Raw genomic sequence first — 19,045 nt, forward strand, 5'->3', positions numbered from 1 at the left:
CCTAATTAATGCACTGCCGGACCCAATAGCCGCCGCTTACTCGTATCCATTGGCACCGGCTGGGCGGTGGCTCCTTGATGATGGGCCATCCGTGAATGTCGATGTTCGTCGGCGCGGTGATGCCGCGCCAGAAGACTGCATTCGCTTCTGAGGAACGGAAAAGAAGGGCCGCTGCAAAGCAGGTAATGGCAACGCAGATCAGCAGGAAGCGGTGCATTTGTTTTATCCGCTGAGACACAAAAACCTGACCAATGCTATGCTAGGTCCGGGATTAAGCCAAGGCGCGAAAATTTTCAGGCAAATGCCTCTTTGACGCGATCAATCGATGGATGAGAGCGGTTCTTCACCTTGATCCAATAGCGGCAACGGCCCGCTTCATACGGCCGGTCGCGGCGTTTTGACACCAGTCCCTCAAGACCCATCTTGCACGCGGCGCGGAATAGATCAGGCCCAAGCTCGCCACGTTCGAATGGATTAACGAACACACCTTCGGGACGCCGGCTGCTATCTTCGATACGCCAGCTCCCGCCCTGGGGCTTCGCAAGATGCGAGGCATTCATGAACCCTCTTTCGGCGAGCGACGTGTTCCTTACGGTCGCGGTTATGAGCACGACGTTCCTGATTGAGATCGGGTTTTTCATCCTGATCGGAATGTTCTGAAATAGCGCGCTATTGGGGTGGTGCGCAGCGGGTGCGAAGGTCTAGTTTTCCTCGAACTTGATGGTTGAGACCGGCCATCTTCCGTCATGGCCTTTGATCGAAATCCGAAGCCCGTGCAATTCATCCAGCCAAACGTTCTCCACCGTACCTGCCTTTCCATCGGTGAGGACGACGGCTTTGCCGATCAATTCAGATTGCGCCTTACCGTACTCGCTCAAAATCTTTGACGCACGACGTTTCTCCGATGGCATTGCTCGTCCATATTCGGCCGGCCCATCTGCGGCTCAACGGCGACGTTTATTCCAATGCTCCGCATCGGGAACGATTGACGGTGTGCGCTCCAATTCGCGAAGCCGGTCGATTTGCGTTTTGAGGCGCGCCGGCAGTTTCGGCTCTGGCTTCAGCAACGCGCGTAGCCTCTCGCCGATCTCTCGAACGATGGCCCGGCTGTGTAGGTAGTCAATGTCGATATGGTTGAGCATAACGGAGCCTTCGGTTGGCAAAAACGCCGTCCGGCTGGCCGATATCGGCGGCCCAACACTGCTCCCCGCGACCCAATCGAGGCACGGCTGACGCTTTTGAATGAAACTGGAGACCGCCGCTTTTGGCTATCTGCGCGAGCGCTTGTATTCAGAGCAGCGGGTCGCTGGCAACGACCTTTGGCTATCCGCGACATGCGCCGTGTTAGTACCGGCGAGCGACGGTCTCATGTTTTTTCAAAGCCTGGCAGGTGTTTTCGTTCCGTTGGACCTCTCATCGCGACGCGATGTTCCATCCGGACGAGGAACCCGAAGTGCGGCGTTCGACGCATCCACTTGCAGCCATGCATTTCGGCCCAACTGACACACAAACAGCACTCGGGAACTATTTCTGAGAGTGCCCGGTTAATTCAGGGGTGATAAAGGGGACCATCGCCATGAGGACCAAATATCTCGCTGCGATTGCGATAGCTGTTCTTGCCGCTTGTACTGGGCTGACCGTCAATTCTTTCCGTTCGCTGTCGCCCGAAAAGCAATCCACGTCGGGCGCGACGCAAGTGGCGGACCGATTAGCTCTGTCTGTGGATCCGTTTCTGATGCGGTCTGGCGGCTAATAGGTGGCGTAACTCGAAATGCATTGGCTGCCCGGACCGTGGCGGAGCGCCGCTGACAGCGGCGAGCAAAATCGAGTTTTGCCGATCAGCCTGGGGCAATACGTTCAGTCCGTGCCTACGCCGCTGCTCGGTCTTCCTTCTCCGCCCCACGCATCACGATCTTGAACACATAGTTCTGGCACGGCCGTTGCAGCGCCTTCGCCTCATCCCACGGCACGCGCATCCAAACGTCCGCGCCGGTTAAGGGATTGGTTACTGGTCACTGTCACCATTTACATATAGGTCGCATTGTGCGGCAGCGCATTCTGAGAACAGCTAATACTTCGATACGCCCGGTTGGCGGTCTCTTGCAGGAGGGACCCAATGTTTAAGGGCTTCACGGTGGCAGTTGTGGCGCTGATTAGTACGGCGCAACTGGATCAATACCTAACCAACGGACGGTATACCGACGCGGCAATGATCATGCTGCGGCAAATCAGGCATGCGTTTGGGTTTTGAGATGTCCCTCGGGGATAACTTTGAGGCGCGTGATGGAAGGCATTTCATGGGCTGATCTCGACGCGGATGAGCAACGCGCCATTGCGATATTGGGAGCCGGACTTTCTATCGAGCTGTGTGAGCCCGTTGCACTCCTGACTTTGAGGCGGCTCGGGATGATCGTAGGCTCTCATTTGACGGCCGCTGCGCACGAGTTGCGGAGGGGCGTTGTTTTGGACGAACTCAGGGCGCGCGATCGCGTAATGTAACTCTGTTCGAGCGCTTCGAAACCTAGACTTTGCCGAAGGGCAAGCATTGCCGCTAGTAGGTCCGAAATGGCAGACGCAATTCAGTCGATTGTGAACGGTTATGTTTTCTTGAACGATCGAAAGGCTCTTGACGATCTACTCGTGCAGCGCCGGAAGCTCGTTGAAACGCTCAACGCGTGCGCCGGCATCGACTGCACCGGCACGATCCGGCAGGTTGAGGAAGACATCACCGTGATTGAGGCTGGGTTGGCGCGCTTGGATGGGTGACGACGGGCTAACCAGCCAAACCTGTCGCGTTCAACTTGCCGCTCGATCTTCCTTCTCCGCCCCACGCATCACGATCTTGAGCGCGTGATCCGGCAACGGCCGTGGCAACGCCGTGGCCTCATCCCATGGCGCGCGCATCCACATATCGCGCTCCTCATTGTCGTCAGGATCACTGGCATGGCGTTGGGATGGATCGGCGCGACAACCGCGTTGGGCTCGGTGCGCGGCGGACAAGGAAGAAGCGAGCGGCGCGACTGCATGGCAGGTCAGTTGCGAAGGGCGCGGCCAAATGAGGCAACCATAGCGCAGACTGGGGCGGTTCCTTCGCGTCATATCGTGCAGAGCTAAACTCCTCCGTAGATCTATGCTGCAAACCGGAGGCTGACCCTCATATTCGACATTTGTAAGAGCCGGAAATTGGCGCTACTTAACGTTGAGAATATTATCCGTGACAAGTGTGGGCGCGGCAACTGAATTCGATCTGTGAGGGCACAACGTTGAGCCGACGCGCGGTTGGAAGATCCGAGCACGAATTGCAAGAGATGACGCAGATGCTGGCGAGCCTATGCGAAGCCGCGCAACGACTCCCCGAGGGACCAGAGCGACAGAATGCAATCAGGGAGATCGACGGATTTCAGAGGCGGCTGGCCGCGTTAGTTGCGCGCCCTCTAGGCTGAGGTTCCTGTCGGGGCGCCGGTGCGGGGCACGCCGTGTTGCGTTGCTGTCATGGCGCGAACTTTACGACAACGACGATCCCCAACGGCTCGGCACACCGCGGGCCGTTTCTATTCCGGCCGTAGCTACAAGTGAACGACTGGTGATGTCCCTGCAATTCCACCGTGCCGTCGAGGGCATGGAAATATGGAGCGCAAGCAGCGACGACTTTTCGTTCGTGATCACATATGAGAGCCCCGCCGGTCCCGGATTTCACGGGCGCTCCGGCTATGTGGCATCATGGCGCCCGGTTTATCAGAGCCGTGGCGCGATCAAGATCGGCGGCTCTCCATTCAAGACGTTCGCGGAGGCCGAGGAAGCCTGTAACGCCGTACTGAAACATCTGACCAAGCCAGACTGAGTGTGAAGACAAAGAGCCTTCTGCCGTGCGCCCGGCGCGGACAGGCGCGGTCGCGATGTGTGTCTGTGTCCCAATTCCCACACTTGCGACCAAAAGGGCATCCGTTTGTCACCTTTCGAACAGACAGGCCAAATCCACTCCGTTCCAACTCCACTATTGGAAGCAGTCATCGGTTGGGGAGGCGAAATGGAACGTTCCCTGTTAATTGAGATGACGCGCGACAAATATGTCGAGCGGTGCAAGCAACGGGCCTTCGATCATCTCGACGGAGGCGATCTCAAGAACTCGGTCGTCTCGTTGGTCGGCAATATGAACGCGCGTCCCGATTGCGAGTTGCCAAACTACTTGGCAACGCTTGGCGCTTCGCTGCTAACGGCGAACGATGCGCTCGGCTGGAGAACGCTCATTGAAGGATTGAGGTGATGGTTCGATGATCAAGCCAGTTAGGGTCTGGTGACAAGGAACAAGCCGAGCACGTCGACCGGACACTGATGGATGAGCGCGGACCTTGGGGGGTGGGATGGCGCACTACCGAGCTTATCTTTTGGATCACGACCGCCACGTTATAAGCGTGGCCAATTTGCAGTGTGCCGACGAGCAGGAAGCACGGGAACGTGCTCAGCAGCTAGTTGATGCCAACGACATCGAGCTATGGCAACTCGACCGGCGTATTGCGGTGTTTGAAGCCGTCACTAGCCGACCCTCGAAGGCGGCGAGACAGGGAAGCGTTCAGCAGGCGCAGCCCCCTACACTGAAGCCTAAGTATTGATACGAGGCTGGCGGCTCGGCTTGTGGTGATGGCTGTAGAGATTGCAAATCGAGAACACCGGCCGCCGGCCTACTCGACCTCGATCATTCGCTCCTTGGTGGCCCGCAATAGCCTTGTGCCTGAACGGCTGACTTGATTTCGTCGCTGACCTTGACAATTCTTTTTCTGCTCTTGTGCCACTTAGAGTCTGTCCGGGATCATGCTGTTTTTTGGCAGAGCTTTCGCAGCATGAGGCGGATTGAGGCGAGGCGCAAGAACGCCAATGCCTTTCGGTTGAGGCACTCCCAATCCTTGGCCAAACGGCGGCAGCGGTTGAGCCAGGCGATGGTGCGTTCGACGATCCATCGCTTGGGCAAGATCGCAAAACTCTTTGCTGTATCGGAGCGCTTGACGATCTCGACGTCGATTTGCCGGAGGATTTTGCGAACGGCGGACTGAAAGATCGGCCCCTGATAGCCGCCGTCAGCATAGAGCTTCAGCAGGAATGGATGCAGGCCAAACAGCGTGGCCATCACCAGCACCCCACCGTCACGATCCTGGATGTCCGCCGAATGCACGAGGGCGTGGAGCAGCAAGCCTTGAGTATCGACTAGGATGTGGCGCTTCTTGCCCTTGATCTTCTTGCCCGCATCGTAGCCATGCGGGTCGATCCACGCCCCCCTTTTTCCGCGCTCTTGACGCTTTGACTGTCGATGATGGCGGCGCTCGGGCTGGGTTCTCGGTTAGCCAATTCTCGACATTGTACATAGAGCGCGTGATGGATGCGATCGAGCGTGCCGTTCCAAGCCCACAAGTCAAAATAGTCGTGCACCGTGCTGCGTGGCGGCAGGTCCTTCGGGATCGCTCGCCATTGGCAACCGGTGCTCAGCACATACATCAGGCCATTGATCACCTCGCGCACATCGACCGTGCGCTTGTTGCCGCCTCGCTTGGCTGGCGCAATCAGCGGCTCCACCAACGCCCATTCCTCATCAGTCAAATCGCTTGGATAGCGTAGCCGGCTTCGGTCGTAACGACCGCGGTTCTCCTTCGTCCACATGGGCGCCCCTTCGAATCGGACCGCCACCCTTGAATCACAAATGATTCCGATGATTCAAGATGTTCCCGGACAGACACTTATGTGCGGAGTAAAGCACGGGCACGGCGGACCCTGTACTTAGAACGAGCAAGTCGCGCTTGTCATTGCGATAGACATCATACATTTCGCCCCCGCGATTATGTTGAAGTAAGCATGAAATATATTTTGGTCGTCTCCATGGACGAGGTTAGTATCTCGAATGACGGTGCGGGTTGTAAATCTGCAACGCGCACGGTTTTTTGGCTCGCAGCATCCAAATGAGGGCGAACTGAGGGAAGCCCGGCGGGCTGTGAATTGTGGGGAAATCAGCAGCGGATCGGCACGATCAACTTAGGTTTCTGTTTGTATGTTGTTGCTATGCCACGCCAACGCACCAACTCTGCTCTGGATCAGTACGAGCTGACGGTCGATGAGATCGTCGCCGCTTGTGACGGTGATCTGCACGATGCGCTTCGAGCGCTCATGCTCCTCAATGAGCAGCTAGAGCAGGAGCTGGCGCTTATGAGCGGGGTCCGTCTTCCTGATCAGCGACTGCACTAATAAGGCCTGTGCGCGGCGTAGGTGGCGCCCAGCGCATCGGCGTCATCTCGGCCGCCGCGTCCATGTTTGAGATCACGCGCGCGCTACAGTGGGGAAGCGTATCCATAGCTTGATAGAAAGCGCTCGTTACAACATCCGCAAGCTGCGCGCCCGGACTTGCTGAGTGCGATACTGGTTGGGCAAGCCGCCAATCCAACACTTCCCACATAATTCGTCGATTCGTAAGGACGAGAGCCCCGGCTCTTGCCTGCATCTTCAGAAGCTCATGGTAGGCCGCTGTTTGGGCGTAAGAATGAATACTGCGTTCGCTGTATAGGATCTTCACGAAACGATCCTTTGCGTGCTCTTTGGCTGCATGCTGGTAGCAGAAGTCAGTTACGCGTTCCAAAAGTAGGCGCAGACAGTAGTTGTAGAACCATTGCTGGGCTCCAGCACGCTCGGCTCGCTCATTTCGGTGACCCCGCATGTTCTTCTTGTTCGACGCAAGAACAAAGCCACGCAAAGGGAGCTGAGCGATCTCGCTCAAAGCAACCCGTTTCTGAGAGGCGGACAAGTGCCTGTAGTGAAGGTCGGCGCGGTTGCTCCCAGCCTTTGACAAGATCGCTCGAACCCAGTTGTTCACTTCGGGTTCGTACTTAACTTTGATTAGCACCGCGCCAAGGCACAGCCATTCCGTCGCGCCCACAGCGTCAATCGGGCGCACTTTCTTCAGTCCTGCGTCGCCCGCCTCATCAATGTAAGCGACGTAGTAAGGCTCTGGGATTTGAGTCGCCATACCGCGCAACTATGGCGTGTTCGGAAATACTGGATCAATCCGTGTGGACCCGGTGGAGCGCTGTTATAAACAGGTGAACCGAGGAAAGCCCTTAGGGACACCACAGGGACGCCAACGATGTAAGCCATTGAACCATCAAGAAAATATATGAACACCCTTCTCCCACAAGGGGAGAAGATACCCTCGGAGCTGATCCAGCGAATTCGGCCCGCCGATCCGCCGTGCTGACGAGCATTTCACGTAGCTGGACAGCGCTATCGCACCAACTTGAGAGCCTCGCGGCTATCGTGGAAACCGGAAGGTTGAACCCTTAGTTGGCGGGAAAGGATTTCCGCCCAATGCCGCTCTCGCTCTCCGATTCCGAACTCGCCGCCATCATGGAGGCCGCCGCGCCGATCCATCCGCGCGAGCGCGACACCTTTTGACCCGGTAAACCTATCGCCCGCTTCTAGCGCACCTCTCTGCTGGCTCGCATTGGCGAGGAGTCGCCAAGGTGCCGAAGTCGAACGCCCGACGAATTACCGCGCAGGGCAAATCGTCAGGTGGTCGCGCCGAGGCAATGCCATCGGGCATCTCCGCGCGCCCGCTGCCAAATGATTGGATCGACGAACACCGCTGACCACGGCACTAAACTCATCTAACGAGGCGGCAGCTTAAACCCTGACGGCTTTTTGAAAACGAACTGGTGATTTATTTCCAGCCAGTGTTTCGCAGCGATTGCTGCGAGTTCGGTGCTTTCCGTTCGCATGTCATGTTCGCCGTTTCTTCGGTGCTCGTCGGCGCATTCGGTGAAATGCTCGCCAACGTATTTTAGAAAATCCAAAAGCTCGACCGTATCAATTCCGCTTAGCTGCAGCGTTACCGTCCGCTCGTCGCCGTGGCTTAGTCTTTGGAATGGCTTCATTGCGTTCCCCCTTTCGGCGCAGCGTGGTTGCCGCGCCTCGTTAGCATCGCCTCGGCGCGACCCAGCTTTTTACCTTGCGTGGTAATTTGCTTTGCAATTCGTGGTGAGAACACTTCCGACATTCCGTCCTCCCGCCATCATCGCGTCAGGGGCGACCGTCCAGTTTTGCCTGTAAATCGTGGGGGAACTGACCCTCAATCCCTTGAATCCGGGGACTGTCCGCGCCACCTTGCGCGACCCCAACGGCTTTGGCCTAATGGGCGACGTGATCCCCGTATCACGCATGGAAAAGCCGAGCACACTTTGCAGGCGGGCTCGGCTTTCCGTGGCGTTTCTCACAGGAGATGCTTTCGCATGTCCGTTACCACGGAGGAGACCCTAGCTTGGCTAGTCCTGTCATTCAAGACAACCACCCCCGCAAGACCAAGTTCACATTCGAAGAAGCTGTTGACGTTTGGCTGCGCCGCTGGAGCGGGCAGTTCCAGCACGAGATCGCAGCGGCTTATGTGATCAACCCGCGTGCAGTGAACCACGTTCTGAAGGAAATCACTCACGCGGGTAGCAAGGAAGAAGCCGCGCAGCGCGCGGGGCGCACGGCACGAGACTCAGCAAGGCTCGGTGAGCAGGTCAGGGACTGACCTATTGTCCCGCAAAGCGCATCTCGCGGCGGTGTCAGCAAATATTTCTGTTTTTGACACCCGCCGTACACCGCCGCGAAACGCTAATGATATCAATGTAATACTTTTCCCACAAACGGGAGGAGAACTTGTCGATTTCGGAATAATAGCATTATGCCCCTGTTTTGCCCGACGAGTCAAACCGCCTCGTTGCCTGCCCGCGTAAGCCGTTGATTCTGCTATTACCGGCTACTGTGCATGGGGTTGTTTTCGCGCTTTTTGTTTGACCGGAGGTCGTCATGCCCGGGCTTGTCCCACGGCTGTCCGGTTCAGGCTTCGGCGTCAAAAAGCGAGTCGCTAGAGTCAATTAATGGCGTCGGGGCATAGCTGCGAATACTTGTTGTTCGCGAGAACACCGCAAATTTTCTTCATTGCGGACCTCAGCATACTCCGCTGCGGGTCGCTCGGCTAAAACGAGAGCGCAAAAATCGTGAGTCACATCAATGAATTTTGCGCTCATTACGAGTCGATGCGTCTCGTTGCAACCGTTTTGCCTGAACCGGACAGCCGTGGGCTTGTCCCGGGCATCCACGTTCTTCGTGCCGCGTGATTAAGGCGTGGATGGCCGGGACGAGGCCCGGCCATGACGCTGGGGATGATCCCGCTACGCCGCCGCAGGCAAATCCGGATCGGCGATGGCGCCGGCGACGCGAACCCGCACGCGCAGCGCATTGCCGGGCAGATAAGCGATCGGCATGTCCTCGACATCGACGGTCTTGAGGCTGTCGCGTGCTGCTCCAGCCTGGACGGCACGGTCGGCCGCGATATCGCGCGCCGCCGCAATCGCATCCTCGCGGCTGAGATCGCGGAACACCTGATCGGCTTCGCCGCTGACCTGCGCGATCGCAGCGCCCACCGCATTGGCGCAGTCGCCGTGCGGCACGCGGACGATCTCGGAGATGCCGGGCAGGCGATCCGGCACCAGGAAGGCGCCGCCACCGACCGCGAGCAGCGGCACGTCGCCGGCCTCGGTCTTCATGCGGTCGATGTCTTCCTCCAGCTTGCGCCAGGCATCGCGAAGCGCGGCCTCGATCAGGCGTTTGGGCAATTTGGCGACGCGGGAGCGGTCGCCGATCTCGATGAGACCGGCGGCGACCGCAATGTCGGTCGCGGTGAGGCGCGCGCCGCCGAACACCAGCGCGTCCGATGTCAGCCGGTAGCCGACGCTGAGCGGGCCGACGCGGACCGGATCCTCGTCGACATGGCTGCCGCCGCCGAGCCCGATCGACAGCAGGTCGGGCATCCGGAACAGCGTGCGGACGCCGCCGACTTCGACCACGGCGTTGGCCTCGCGCGGAAAGCCGTGACGAAGCTGGCCGATGTCGGAGGTGGTGCCGCCGACGTCGACGACCATGGCGTCGTCGAGGCCGGAGAGGTGGGCGGCGCCGCGCATGGAATTGGTGGCGCCGGACGCAAAGCTCATCACCGGGAAGGCGGTGGCGATCTCGGCCTGCATGACCGTGCCGTCGTTCTGGGTCAGGAACAGCGGCGCATCGATGCCGCTGTCGGCGATTGCCTTGCGAAAGGCCGCGACCGTGGTGATGGCGAGATCGTGCAAGGAAGCATTGAGTAGCGCGGCATTCTCCCGCTCCAGCAAGCCGATGCGGCCGAGATCGTGCGACAGCGTCACGGCGACGTCAGGGCAGATTTCGCCGAGAATGTCACGCGCGGTGGTCTCGCAGGAGGGATCCAGCGGCGAGAAGCTCGAGCACACCGCGACCGAGCGCAGGCCCTTGTCCCTGATTTTTCGCGCGGCCTCCTTGAGGGCGGCGATGTCGAGCGGCATGAACGGGCGACCGTCGTAATCGTGGCCGCCCTCCAGCATGAAGATGTCGCCGTTGACGAGCGCGGCGAGGTCGGCAGGCCAGTCGCAGAACGGCGGCAGCGAGGCGCTCGCTGGCATGCCGATGCGGATCGCGGCGATCTTCTGGACGTGGCGGCGCTGCACCACCGCGTTAATGAAATGGGTGGTGCCGATAACGACCGCATCGACCTTCACCGCGGCGGCCGGATTGGCGCGCAACGCCTTCAGCGCGTCCAGGATGCCCGAGGTCACGTCGGCGGTGGTCGGGCGCTTGACGGAATGGACGACCTTCTCGTCGACGATCAGCACGGCGTCCGTGTTGGTGCCGCCGACATCGATGCCAATACGTTTCATGAGATCTTAAGCTCCTGCCTCAGCGGGCGCGAAGAGGGAACGGTAGTCGAGGTCGTAGCCGAAGGCGCGCGGGCCGACGAATTCGAGGCCCCGGGGGCTCGTGAGCACGGGTGGCGCCGGCAGAGCCACGACGGTGACGCGCTGGCCGTAGCGTATCGTCTCGGTGCCGACGCCATGGCCGTCGACGCTGTCGAGCACGCAGATCAGGTCGGGCGACGTCGCGATCGCCTCCTCGCCGCGCCAGGCCACGATCCATTCGTTCTGGAACGAGAGCTTGAGCCGGCTGCCGCGGTCGGCATCGCTGCCCTCGATCATGGTCGAGCCGCGCAAGAATCCTTCCGTCGTGCGCCGGGCCACGTCGACGATCTTGCCGGTGAACAGCTTCTTGCCTCCCTCAGTTGCAAGCAAGGCGGCGATCGGGTCCTCGTGACGGCGATTTGCCTCCTGCACGGCGCGGCCGATGCGGATCGCCTTGGTGGTCGTGAAATGGATGCCCCAGTCCTTCACCTCGCGCCCCGTGCGCGGGGCCTTGCTGGTAGAGGCGATCGAGCCCATCTCGACGCAGATCTTGCGGCTCGCCCGCTCCATCCATTTCCAGCTCGGCACTTTGGTGACGACGGCTTCGATGCCGCGCGGATCATAGAGCGTGCAGGGGTAGGGGCGCAGGCCCCCGATCGCGACTGACGTCATCTGCGCCTCCGGGAAGGCGCGGCCCATGCAGTCGGCGTCGACCACGGGAATGCCGAGATGGGCGGCCGCCATCAGCGCCTGCACGCCGTTGCCGCCGCCGATCTCCACCGACATCACGGCCCGGAACTTGATGCCGTTGATCTCCTCCTGCATCCGCACCGCGCGCGCGATGTTGCGGCTGTCGGCGAGGCGTTCCTGTCCGACCAGCGGCGCGCCCATGTTGGAGACCACCGCGACCCAGTCGTCGTCATCGAGGTCGAGCGGCGACATCAGTTGCACGCGGTGGCCCTCGGCATAGAGCCGGCGCAGATTGAGCAGGCCGAGATAGGGGCTGCCGCCGCCGCCGGTGCCGAGGATCCAGGCGCCGACCGCGAGCGCTTCGATTTCCTCGAGGCTGATCGTCTTCAATTCCGGCTTGCTCACGACACCAGCTCCTCGACGATGCGGGCCGCAGCGGCAATGCCGAGGATAACCGGACCGGGATAGGCAGTGCGCACGCGCGCCTTGTTGGCGCTGGTGTAGCTGATGCAATCCATCACCACGAGATCGGGTTCGAGCTCCGCCATCGTGCGTGCGGCCTCGTCGACCGCGGCCTCGTCCGAGCCGGGGCGAAGCGTAACGCCGACCACCTCGACGCCCTCGCGCTGCCATTTCTTGTCGATCAGTGCGGTCTGTTCGACCAACGGCGAGAACACGCCGAGGCGGCCATGGGGCAGCACGGCTTCGACGAGGTTATGCAGGATGGCCGAAGGCAGTATGACGAGGCCATCGGCCGCGAGATTGGGAAATTTGCCGGTGCAGGCCATCAGTGTCACGCCGACGCCCTCGTGCTTGAAACGGGTGATCTGCTGGCTCGCCCGCCGCTCGACTTCCTTCTTGCTGATGGTGACGCCATCGCCGTTCGGCAGCAGAGTGAATAGCGTGTCGTAGCCGTCCATCGGCGGGATGGCGTCGATCTCGGCGCGGCTCATGCCGTCGAGCGCACCGCGCAGCTCGATCTGGATGCCCGGCGACAGCACGGCGGCGATCTCTGACGCGACGGTGGGACGTGGGCTTTGGCCGATCACCACCACCCCGATGCGCTGATGCTTCAATGGCATGTTCATGTCTGGTCTAGTCCTTCAATACGACGAGATCGGCCGGCGTCCAGTCGAGCGTGACACCGTTGCCGGGAGCGAACAGGCAACTCGTGCCTGCATTGGGCTGCTGCACGAGGACGCGATGTCCGCCCTCGAGCACGATGCGATAGAGTACCGCGCCGCCGAGAAAGTTGGTGTTTTCGACGACACCATGCGCGGTGACGCCGGACGCGCCGTCTGCGGCCTCGGCGCGCGGCGAGAGCCGGATTTTCTCGGGACGCAGCGCCACCGAGAGCACGCCGCTGCCTGGCATGTCCGCGGAAGGCGGCAGCGCCAGGATCAGGCCCTTGCCCACGTCGAGAGCCAACTCGCCGTTGCTTGTGGCGATGCGCTCGCCCCGAAAAATGTTGGTGTCGCCGATGAAGTCCGCGACGAAGCGGGTCGTGGGCCGGTTGTAGATCTCGGCCGGCGTGCCGACCTGCTCGACGCGGCCGCCGTTCATCACGGCGATGCGGTCGGACATTGCCAGCGCCTCCTCCTGGTCGTGGGTGACGAAGACCAGGGTCAGGCCGAGCTTCTTCTGGAGCTGCTTGAGCTCGAACTGCATCTGCTGGCGCAGCTTCTTGTCCAGTGCCCCCAGCGGCTCGTCGCAGAGCAGGACGCGCGGGGCGATCACGATGGCGCGGGCGAGCGCGACGCGCTGCTGCTGGCCGCCGGAGAGCTGGGCAGGCCGGCGGTTCTCCAGGCCGGACAGCTCGACCATGGCGAGCGCCGCCTTCACCTTGGTCGCGATGCTTGCCTTGTCGAGCCCGCGCATGCGCAAGCCGAAGGCGACGTTCTCGGCGACGGTGCGATGCGGGAACAGCGCGTAGTTCTGGAACACCATGCCCATGTCGCGCTTATGCGCCGGCACATGGGTGATGTCGGCACCGTCGACGCAGATCGCGCCCGAGCTCGGCGTTTCGAATCCGGCGATCATGCGCAGCGTGGTGGTCTTGCCGCAGCCTGACGGGCCGAGCAGGGAGAAGAACTCACCCTGCCGGATGTCCATGGCGACCGCGTCCACGGCGCGCACGCCGCCGTCGTAGATCTTGCTGACGCCGGCGATCTCGATCGATGCGCTCATGCGCGGAAGATCCGATTGACGCGCTGGTCGATCTCGTCCTTGCGCTCGTTGTACCACTTCCAGTCGACCTGGATCAGCTTCGAGACTTTTTCCGGCGTGGTGAGCAGCTTGGCGTCGTATTTGGCGTCGAGCTTGACCTTCCTGTTGGCCGGCGAGTACCACACGGTTTCCGCGAGGCGCTTCTGCACCTCCGGGCGCAGCATGTAATTCACATAGGCGTTGGCGAGCTCCTTCATCTTGCTGCCGGGGGTGATGGTCAGGACTTGCTCGAGCGACAGGACGCCTTCGCTTGGCGCGACGAAATCGATCGGCTGGTTCTGCCCGTCATAGCGGTAGATGCCGGAATCGTGGATGACGCAGAGGCCGACTTCGCCCGACAGCAGCATCTTCTCCATCGCACCGGTGAAATCGACGATCTTGATCGGCTTCAGCTTCTCCAGCGCCGCATAGGCCGCGTCGAGATCGGTCTGGCCCTTGCCGAACAGCGTGCCGCACATCATCAGGAAGGCCTGGCCGAGGCTGTTGACGGGAATGACGTAGCCGCCGCGGACACCGTTGTATTTCGCGTCCCACAGCTCCTTCCAGGAGCTGATGTTGCCATAGCCCTTGTCGGTGCGCAGGCCGAGCCCGATGGCACTGGTGAAGATCGAGACGCCGACGATCTTGTCGCTGATGGCGTAGGGATAGACGTCGGCGAGGTTCGGCACGAGCTTGGCGTCGATCTTCGGCTCGACCAGGCCCATCTCGGCCGCCGCCCACTGCTCGTTGGAATTGGTGTGCAGCACGTCATAGATCGGCGCAGAACGTGAGCTCGCCTGGAGCTTCGGCAGATAGGGGAAGGCGGAATCGGTCTGGAGCTTGCACTTGAACTCGGTCTCGAAGGCCGGCCCGATCTCGGCCTTCATGACCTCGCCCCACTTGCCGCCCCAGCCGGTGATGCGCAGCGTGGGATCGTCGGCGCGCGCGACGTAGGGCGCGGCAATCGTGCCGATTCCGAACGAGGCACTCGCGGTCAGAAAGCGGCGGCGGCTGAGCCGTAACGATCCCAGAACTTTCATCATGTCTCGAATCCCTTCGGGTCCAATGAGCGGTTACAATTTGACGTAGGAGCGCAGGCCGACGGTGCGGTCGAGCCCGATGACGACGACAAAAGCGAGGACGATCGAAACCACCGACGCGGCGCCGATGGTGCCGTCCAGATCGAACTTGAGATAATTGAACAGCGTGACCGGCAGCGTCTCGTTGCCCGGGCTGACCAGGAACAACGACACCGGGAACTGGTCGAACGAGACGATGAAGGCGAAGATCGCGCCCGCAAGCACGCCCGGCTTGATCAGCGGCAGCGTGACCTCGAAGAAGGTGCGCAGCGGGCTTGCGCCGAGATTGCGCGCGGCTTCCTCGAGGCGCAGGTCGAAATTATGCAGCACCGCGAGCGTCGTGCGCACCACATAGGGCAACGTCACCAGGGTATGGCCGGCGACCAGGCCCCAGGTCGGGCGGCCGACGTCAAGCAGCACATAGGTCTGGAACAGCGCGAGACCAGTCAGGATCGCCGGCAGCATCAAAGGCGAGAGCATGGTCGCTACGATCAGCCGCGTGCCCGGCAAATTGCCGCGGGCGAGCGCCAGCGCCGCGGACGCGCCGAGCAGGGTCGCGGACACCGTGGTGAGGAGCGCGATTTCGAGACTGAAGCCGAGCGCATGCATGAAGTCGCGCGAGGCGAAGAATTTTTCGAACCAGCGCAAGGACACGCCGACCGGCGGAAACTGGATGAAGGGCGTCGGGTTCAGGGCGAACACGACGACGACGGCGATCGGCGCCAGCAGGAACGTCAGTATGGAGATGTTGACGGCGAGATAGAGGTATCGGCCATAGTGCGGTCGGCTTGCGATCGCACGCATTGGCGCCGTCGCGGGGCGAGGCGCGGCCTCTCGATCGGACACGAGCGATGGGCTGTGCGAGGCCGAGGGTCCCATCATCGGCCTCACTGCAATTCGCGCTGGCCCGAGACGAGGCCGAGCGCGTGGTTATAGGCGATGACGAGCATCAGCGAGATCAAGAGCAGGACGATGCCGAGCGCCGCCGCGAAGCCGACGTTGAAGTTCGCCGAGATCTGCTGATAGATGAGAATCGGCAGCGTCATGATCTGGAAGCCGCCGAGCAGGATCGGCGTGACATAGGCGCTGATCGCGAGCGCGAACACCAGCAGCGAGCCGGCCAGGATGCCAGGCAGGCTCAGGGGCAGCGTCACCTCGATGAAGGCGCGCAAGGGGCTGGCGCCGAGATTTTCCGCGGCCTGCTCCAGCCGTTCGTCGATGCGGCCGATCACGCCGGTGAGCGTCAGCACCATGAAGGGGACGTAGATGTGGACGAGCCCGACCACGATGCCGGTCTCCGTGTACATCAGCTTCAACGGCTGGCTGATGATACCGAGCGAGATCAGGGTCTGGTTGATCACGCCCTTGTCCGACAGCAGCGTCATCCAGGCGAAGGTGCGGACCACGATGCCGGTCAGCATCGGCGCCAGCACTGCCATCAGCAGCAGCGCGTGCCCGGTGCGGCTCCGGATGCGCGCCATCCAGTGCGCCAGCGGATAGCCGATCGCGAGCGCAACCAGCGTGGTCACGAGGCCGATCCGGATCGTGGTCCAGATCACCTCGAGATAATAGGGGTCGTCGATGATGCGGCCATAGTGGCGCGTGGTGAAGGCGACCTTCGGCGCCACCACCGGATTGCCGGTGAGCACGCTCATGAGCGCCATCAATCCGATCGGCAGGAAGAAGAACAGCGCAAACAGCAGCACGCTCGGCAGAATGAAGAGCGCAAGGCCGTTGGGGCGTTGGGTGGCGGCGTCGCTCATCGCGTCCCCGCCTGAGCGCGGGTGACAACCTGGTCGAGTTGATCGCCGGTCAGCCGGCGCAGCTTTGCGGCCATCGCCGTCAGCTCGCGCCGGACATTGGCGCGCTCGGCGACGGTGGTCGCCTGCACCGAATAGGACACCGCGATCCCGATCATCTCGCCGGTCTCGCCGCTCTTCAACGCAAAGCCCTGCGAGCCCACACCCTCGATGGATTCATCGGCCGCCTCGGATACGCCGGTGCGGCGGATTTCATCCAGGCGCGCCATCAACTGCTTGAAATTCTGCGGCGAGTTGCGCGGCAGTTTTGGATAGGTCGCGGGCACCCGTGCGCGGACGTCGTCGTCTGAGAGGCGTGCGAGCATGGCGCGGCCGTTCGAAGTGGCAACCGCCGGCGTGCGCTGGCCCGGCGGATTGACGACGCGCAAGGGATTGGAGCCCGGCACGATCCTGAGCACGACCTGCTCGTAGCCGTCGAGCACGGCGATGTAACCGGTATGTCCGGTGCGCGCGCAGACCTCGCGCAGCTCGCGCTCGGCCATGCTGATCAAATCGTCATGGGCACGATGCAGCCGGCCGAGCTCGAAGGTGAGGAGGCCCGGTCGATAGCGGCGGGTGTGAGGATCCTGCTCGAGCAGCCCGCAATCGCGCAAAGAGCGCAGCAGCCGCGAGGTCGAGCTCTTCGGTTTGCCGGTCAACGCCATCACGTCGGCGAACGACAAATCGGGCCGCGCGCTGGAAAAGCAGCGCAGGATCTCGATGGCGTTGGTGAGGGCGCTCATGGGCCTTGTCCACGTCAGTTCCATAATTCGGAACCATGTCCCAAATTCTAAGCCTGGCGTGGAAACGGGCAAGCGGAAATTTCGCGCAAAGATTGGCGCCGGATTGCGCACGGCGCAGGGAGGTCGCGGACACGAGAGGGGGCGCACCACGATCAAGCGGAGCGCCCCTTCCAAATCAGGCAGCCTCGGCGGCGACGTTGCTGATCCAGTCGCGGGCCAGCGTCACGTCGGCCTGCGACAATTGATGGCCCGCCGGCAGGATTCTGTGGCTCACACTCGCGCCCGCCTCCGACAGCAGGGCCGCCAGCCGTGCCGCGTTGCTCGCCGGCACGATCGGATCGGCCTGCCCGGACAGGAGCAGAACCGGCTTGCCGTCGAGTTCAGCCTTCGGCGGATCCGACAGCGGCACCATGGCGCGCAGCAGGATCGCGCCGGCCAGCGCGTGCGGCCTCAGCAGCAACAGCGCCGCCGCGATGTTGGCGCCGTTGGAGAAGCCGACCGCGACCGGCGCCGCGAGGCCGTATCGTTGCCGCGCGTCCTCGACGAACTCGCCGAGCTCGATTGCACGCCGGCGCACGTCCTCCTCGTCGAACACGCCTTCGGCGAGGCGGCGGAAGAAGCGCGGCATACCGTGCTCGAGCACGCGCCCGCGCGGCGAGAGCAGGGCGGAGCCCGGCGAGATCATTTTGCCGAGCCCGAGCAGGTCGTTCTCGTCGCCTCCGGTACCGTGCAGCAGCAGGAGCGGGGTGGAGCCCGCGCTGCTCGCGGGCTCGAAGCGATGGACGAATGAACTCTCGGTCATGATACGCTCTCTTCCAAATTCGGCAGGACGTCCTCGATCTGCTTGCGATTCTGTTCGAGGAAGCCCGGCAGCTTCAGGTCGCGGCCCAACGTCGCGACGGGTTCGTCGACGGCGAAGCCGGGGATATCGGTTGCGATCTCGAACAGCACGCCGCCGGGCTCGCGGAAGTAGATTGAGCGGAAGTAGTTGCGGTCCCTCTGCTCGGTCGGGTGCAGGCCGTGATTGCTGACGAGCTTCTGCGCCATTCGGCCCTGCTCGGCATCATCGGCCGCGCGGAAGGCGATATGGTGCACGGAGCCGCCGCCCTGATGGCCGCGCAAAAAGCCCTTGGCCTCATAGATATCGACGACGCTGCCCTCGACATCGCCGGGCGCCTTGAAGCGGATCACGGAGCCTTCGCGCGCCGTCTCCTTGAAGCCGAACACGTCGGTGAGGACGGCCGCCGTCTTCGCTGCGCTGTCGAGCAGCAGCGTCACGCCGTGGAAGCCGCGGATCGCATGCTCGGCCGGCACGTCGCCGTTGCTCCAGCCCGGCTCATTCTCGGCGCCGGGCACGCCGACCAGCGCCAGCGCCATGCCGTCCGGATCGGTGAACGGCAGCACGGATTCGCCGAAGCGCTTTTCAAGTGCTTCGTAAGCGACGCCCTTCTCGGTGAGGCGCTGCGTCCAGTAACCGAGCGAGCGCTGCGGCACACGGAAAGCAGTCTGATGCGTCTCGCCGACGCCGCGGCGGCCCGCAGGCACGCCAGCCCAAGGGAAGAAGGTCAGGATGGTGCCGGGCCGGCCGGTCTCATCGCCATAATAGAAGTGATAGGTACCGGGATCGTCGAAATTGACCGTCTTCTTGACGAAGCGCAGCCCGAGATCCCGCGTGTAGAAGCCAAAATTCCTGATGGGGTCGCCGGCGATCGCGGTGACATGGTGCAGTCCAGACATGCTCGTCCTCCAAAAGCTCGTGGAGCGGTCTT

Annotated in this window: 24 protein-coding genes and 1 pseudogene; 6 read left to right on the plus strand and 19 right to left on the minus strand. The window is 61.8% G+C overall.

What is annotated here, in order from left to right; genetic code table 11:
- Position 1: 1 nt before the first annotated feature.
- From IVB18_RS19035 to IVB18_RS19050, 4 genes are all read right to left on the minus strand, one after another.
- Positions 2-217 carry a hypothetical protein gene (locus tag IVB18_RS19035; protein ID WP_247990532.1) on the minus strand — a complete coding sequence of 72 codons (216 nt, stop codon included), beginning with the start codon at positions 215-217 and terminating at the stop codon, positions 2-4.
- A 76-nt stretch (positions 218-293) separates the two neighbouring features.
- Positions 294-560: a hypothetical protein gene (locus tag IVB18_RS19040; RefSeq protein ID WP_346732643.1), complete on the minus strand. Its 267-nt coding sequence runs from the start codon at positions 558-560 to the stop codon at positions 294-296.
- A 141-nt stretch (positions 561-701) separates the two neighbouring features.
- Entirely contained in the window at positions 702-911 is a 210-nt protein-coding gene (locus IVB18_RS19045) for a PRC-barrel domain-containing protein (protein ID WP_247990533.1), read from the minus strand.
- A 33-nt stretch (positions 912-944) separates the two neighbouring features.
- Positions 945-1,142 (minus strand): hypothetical protein, encoded by a 198-nt coding sequence (locus IVB18_RS19050; protein ID WP_247990534.1) that lies wholly within the window; start codon positions 1,140-1,142, stop codon positions 945-947.
- Positions 1,143-2,116: 974 nt separating this feature from the next.
- On the opposite strand from IVB18_RS19050, the gene IVB18_RS51635 reads away from it, so the two are divergent.
- Both IVB18_RS51635 and IVB18_RS19055 read left to right on the plus strand, forming a co-directional pair.
- Positions 2,117-2,251 (plus strand): hypothetical protein, encoded by a 135-nt coding sequence (locus IVB18_RS51635; protein ID WP_256476965.1) that lies wholly within the window; start codon positions 2,117-2,119, stop codon positions 2,249-2,251.
- Between the two features lie 314 nt (positions 2,252-2,565).
- Positions 2,566-2,766, plus strand: a complete 201-nt coding sequence (locus tag IVB18_RS19055) for a hypothetical protein (protein ID WP_247990535.1) — start codon at positions 2,566-2,568, stop codon at positions 2,764-2,766.
- A 30-nt stretch (positions 2,767-2,796) separates the two neighbouring features.
- Here IVB18_RS19055 and IVB18_RS19060 read toward each other — a convergent pair.
- Positions 2,797-2,987: pseudogene (locus tag IVB18_RS19060) on the minus strand (SOS response-associated peptidase); the annotation flags it as partial.
- Between the two features lie 599 nt (positions 2,988-3,586).
- On the opposite strand from IVB18_RS19060, the gene IVB18_RS19065 reads away from it, so the two are divergent.
- Both IVB18_RS19065 and IVB18_RS19070 read left to right on the plus strand, forming a co-directional pair.
- Positions 3,587-3,841, plus strand: a complete 255-nt coding sequence (locus IVB18_RS19065) for a hypothetical protein (RefSeq protein ID WP_247991671.1) — start codon at positions 3,587-3,589, stop codon at positions 3,839-3,841.
- Between the two features lie 105 nt (positions 3,842-3,946).
- Positions 3,947-4,264, plus strand: coding sequence for a hypothetical protein (locus tag IVB18_RS19070; RefSeq protein WP_247990536.1), 318 nt, complete (start codon positions 3,947-3,949; stop codon positions 4,262-4,264).
- A 543-nt stretch (positions 4,265-4,807) separates the two neighbouring features.
- Here the strand turns inward: IVB18_RS19070 and IVB18_RS19075 are convergent.
- Positions 4,808-5,649 (minus strand): IS5 family transposase gene (locus tag IVB18_RS19075; RefSeq protein ID WP_247801096.1). Its coding sequence is split into 2 segments (ribosomal slippage): positions 4,808-5,277 and positions 5,277-5,649, totalling 843 coding nucleotides; the frame shifts between segments, so codons are not numbered across the junction.
- 396 nt (positions 5,650-6,045) lie between these two features.
- Here IVB18_RS19075 and IVB18_RS19080 point away from each other — a divergent pair.
- Positions 6,046-6,228 carry a hypothetical protein gene (locus IVB18_RS19080; RefSeq protein WP_247991672.1) on the plus strand — a complete coding sequence of 61 codons (183 nt, stop codon included), beginning with the start codon at positions 6,046-6,048 and terminating at the stop codon, positions 6,226-6,228.
- Here the strand turns inward: IVB18_RS19080 and IVB18_RS19085 are convergent.
- The 3 genes from IVB18_RS19085 to IVB18_RS51640 all read right to left on the minus strand — a co-directional run bounded on the left by IVB18_RS19085 (position 6,188) and on the right by IVB18_RS51640 (position 8,029).
- The gene (locus tag IVB18_RS19085) at positions 6,188-7,003 is read right to left on the minus strand and encodes a DUF3800 domain-containing protein (RefSeq protein WP_247990537.1); all 816 of its coding nucleotides are present in this window, start codon (positions 7,001-7,003) and stop codon (positions 6,188-6,190) included. The genes IVB18_RS19080 and IVB18_RS19085 overlap by 41 nt on opposite strands.
- Before the next feature lie 637 nt (positions 7,004-7,640).
- Positions 7,641-7,907: a hypothetical protein gene (locus IVB18_RS19090; RefSeq protein WP_247990538.1), complete on the minus strand. Its 267-nt coding sequence runs from the start codon at positions 7,905-7,907 to the stop codon at positions 7,641-7,643.
- On the minus strand, positions 7,904-8,029 hold the full coding sequence (locus IVB18_RS51640; RefSeq protein WP_256476966.1) for a hypothetical protein: 126 nt from the start codon (positions 8,027-8,029) through the stop codon (positions 7,904-7,906). Before IVB18_RS51640 ends, IVB18_RS19090 begins: the two co-directional genes overlap by 4 nt.
- A gap of 261 nt (positions 8,030-8,290) precedes the next feature.
- Here IVB18_RS51640 and IVB18_RS19095 point away from each other — a divergent pair, with 261 nt between their 5' ends.
- Positions 8,291-8,545, plus strand: a complete 255-nt coding sequence (locus tag IVB18_RS19095; RefSeq protein ID WP_247990539.1) for a hypothetical protein — start codon at positions 8,291-8,293, stop codon at positions 8,543-8,545.
- Positions 8,546-9,188: 643 nt separating this feature from the next.
- Here IVB18_RS19095 and IVB18_RS19100 read toward each other — a convergent pair.
- The 10 genes from IVB18_RS19100 to IVB18_RS19145 form a co-directional block, all read right to left on the minus strand.
- Complete coding sequence (locus IVB18_RS19100; RefSeq protein ID WP_247990540.1) at positions 9,189-10,742, minus strand: hydantoinase/oxoprolinase family protein; 1,554 nt, start codon at positions 10,740-10,742, stop codon at positions 9,189-9,191.
- Between the two features lie 6 nt (positions 10,743-10,748).
- Positions 10,749-11,855, minus strand: coding sequence for a DUF917 domain-containing protein (locus IVB18_RS19105; protein WP_247990541.1), 1,107 nt, complete (start codon positions 11,853-11,855; stop codon positions 10,749-10,751).
- Positions 11,852-12,538, minus strand: a complete 687-nt coding sequence (locus IVB18_RS19110; RefSeq protein ID WP_247990542.1) for an AroM family protein — start codon at positions 12,536-12,538, stop codon at positions 11,852-11,854. Before IVB18_RS19110 ends, IVB18_RS19105 begins: the two co-directional genes overlap by 4 nt.
- Positions 12,539-12,545: 7 nt before the next feature.
- Complete coding sequence (locus IVB18_RS19115) at positions 12,546-13,637, minus strand: ABC transporter ATP-binding protein (RefSeq protein WP_247990543.1); 1,092 nt, start codon at positions 13,635-13,637, stop codon at positions 12,546-12,548.
- Positions 13,634-14,698, minus strand: coding sequence for an ABC transporter substrate-binding protein (locus tag IVB18_RS19120; protein WP_247990544.1), 1,065 nt, complete (start codon positions 14,696-14,698; stop codon positions 13,634-13,636). Before IVB18_RS19120 ends, IVB18_RS19115 begins: the two co-directional genes overlap by 4 nt.
- A 30-nt stretch (positions 14,699-14,728) precedes the next feature.
- Positions 14,729-15,538: an ABC transporter permease gene (locus IVB18_RS19125; protein ID WP_247990545.1), complete on the minus strand. Its 810-nt coding sequence runs from the start codon at positions 15,536-15,538 to the stop codon at positions 14,729-14,731.
- 83 nt (positions 15,539-15,621) lie between these two features.
- Positions 15,622-16,497: an ABC transporter permease gene (locus IVB18_RS19130; protein ID WP_247990546.1), complete on the minus strand. Its 876-nt coding sequence runs from the start codon at positions 16,495-16,497 to the stop codon at positions 15,622-15,624.
- Positions 16,494-17,276: an IclR family transcriptional regulator gene (locus tag IVB18_RS19135; RefSeq protein WP_247990547.1), complete on the minus strand. Its 783-nt coding sequence runs from the start codon at positions 17,274-17,276 to the stop codon at positions 16,494-16,496. Before IVB18_RS19135 ends, IVB18_RS19130 begins: the two co-directional genes overlap by 4 nt.
- 175 nt (positions 17,277-17,451) lie before the next feature.
- Positions 17,452-18,078 carry an alpha/beta hydrolase gene (locus IVB18_RS19140; protein ID WP_247990548.1) on the minus strand — a complete coding sequence of 209 codons (627 nt, stop codon included), beginning with the start codon at positions 18,076-18,078 and terminating at the stop codon, positions 17,452-17,454.
- Entirely contained in the window at positions 18,075-19,013 is a 939-nt protein-coding gene (locus tag IVB18_RS19145) for a ring-cleaving dioxygenase (RefSeq protein WP_247990549.1), read from the minus strand. Before IVB18_RS19145 ends, IVB18_RS19140 begins: the two co-directional genes overlap by 4 nt.
- Positions 19,014-19,045: the final 32 nt, after the last annotated feature.

The organism is Bradyrhizobium sp. 186 (genome assembly GCF_023101685.1).
GTDB lineage: Bacteria > Pseudomonadota > Alphaproteobacteria > Rhizobiales > Xanthobacteraceae > Bradyrhizobium.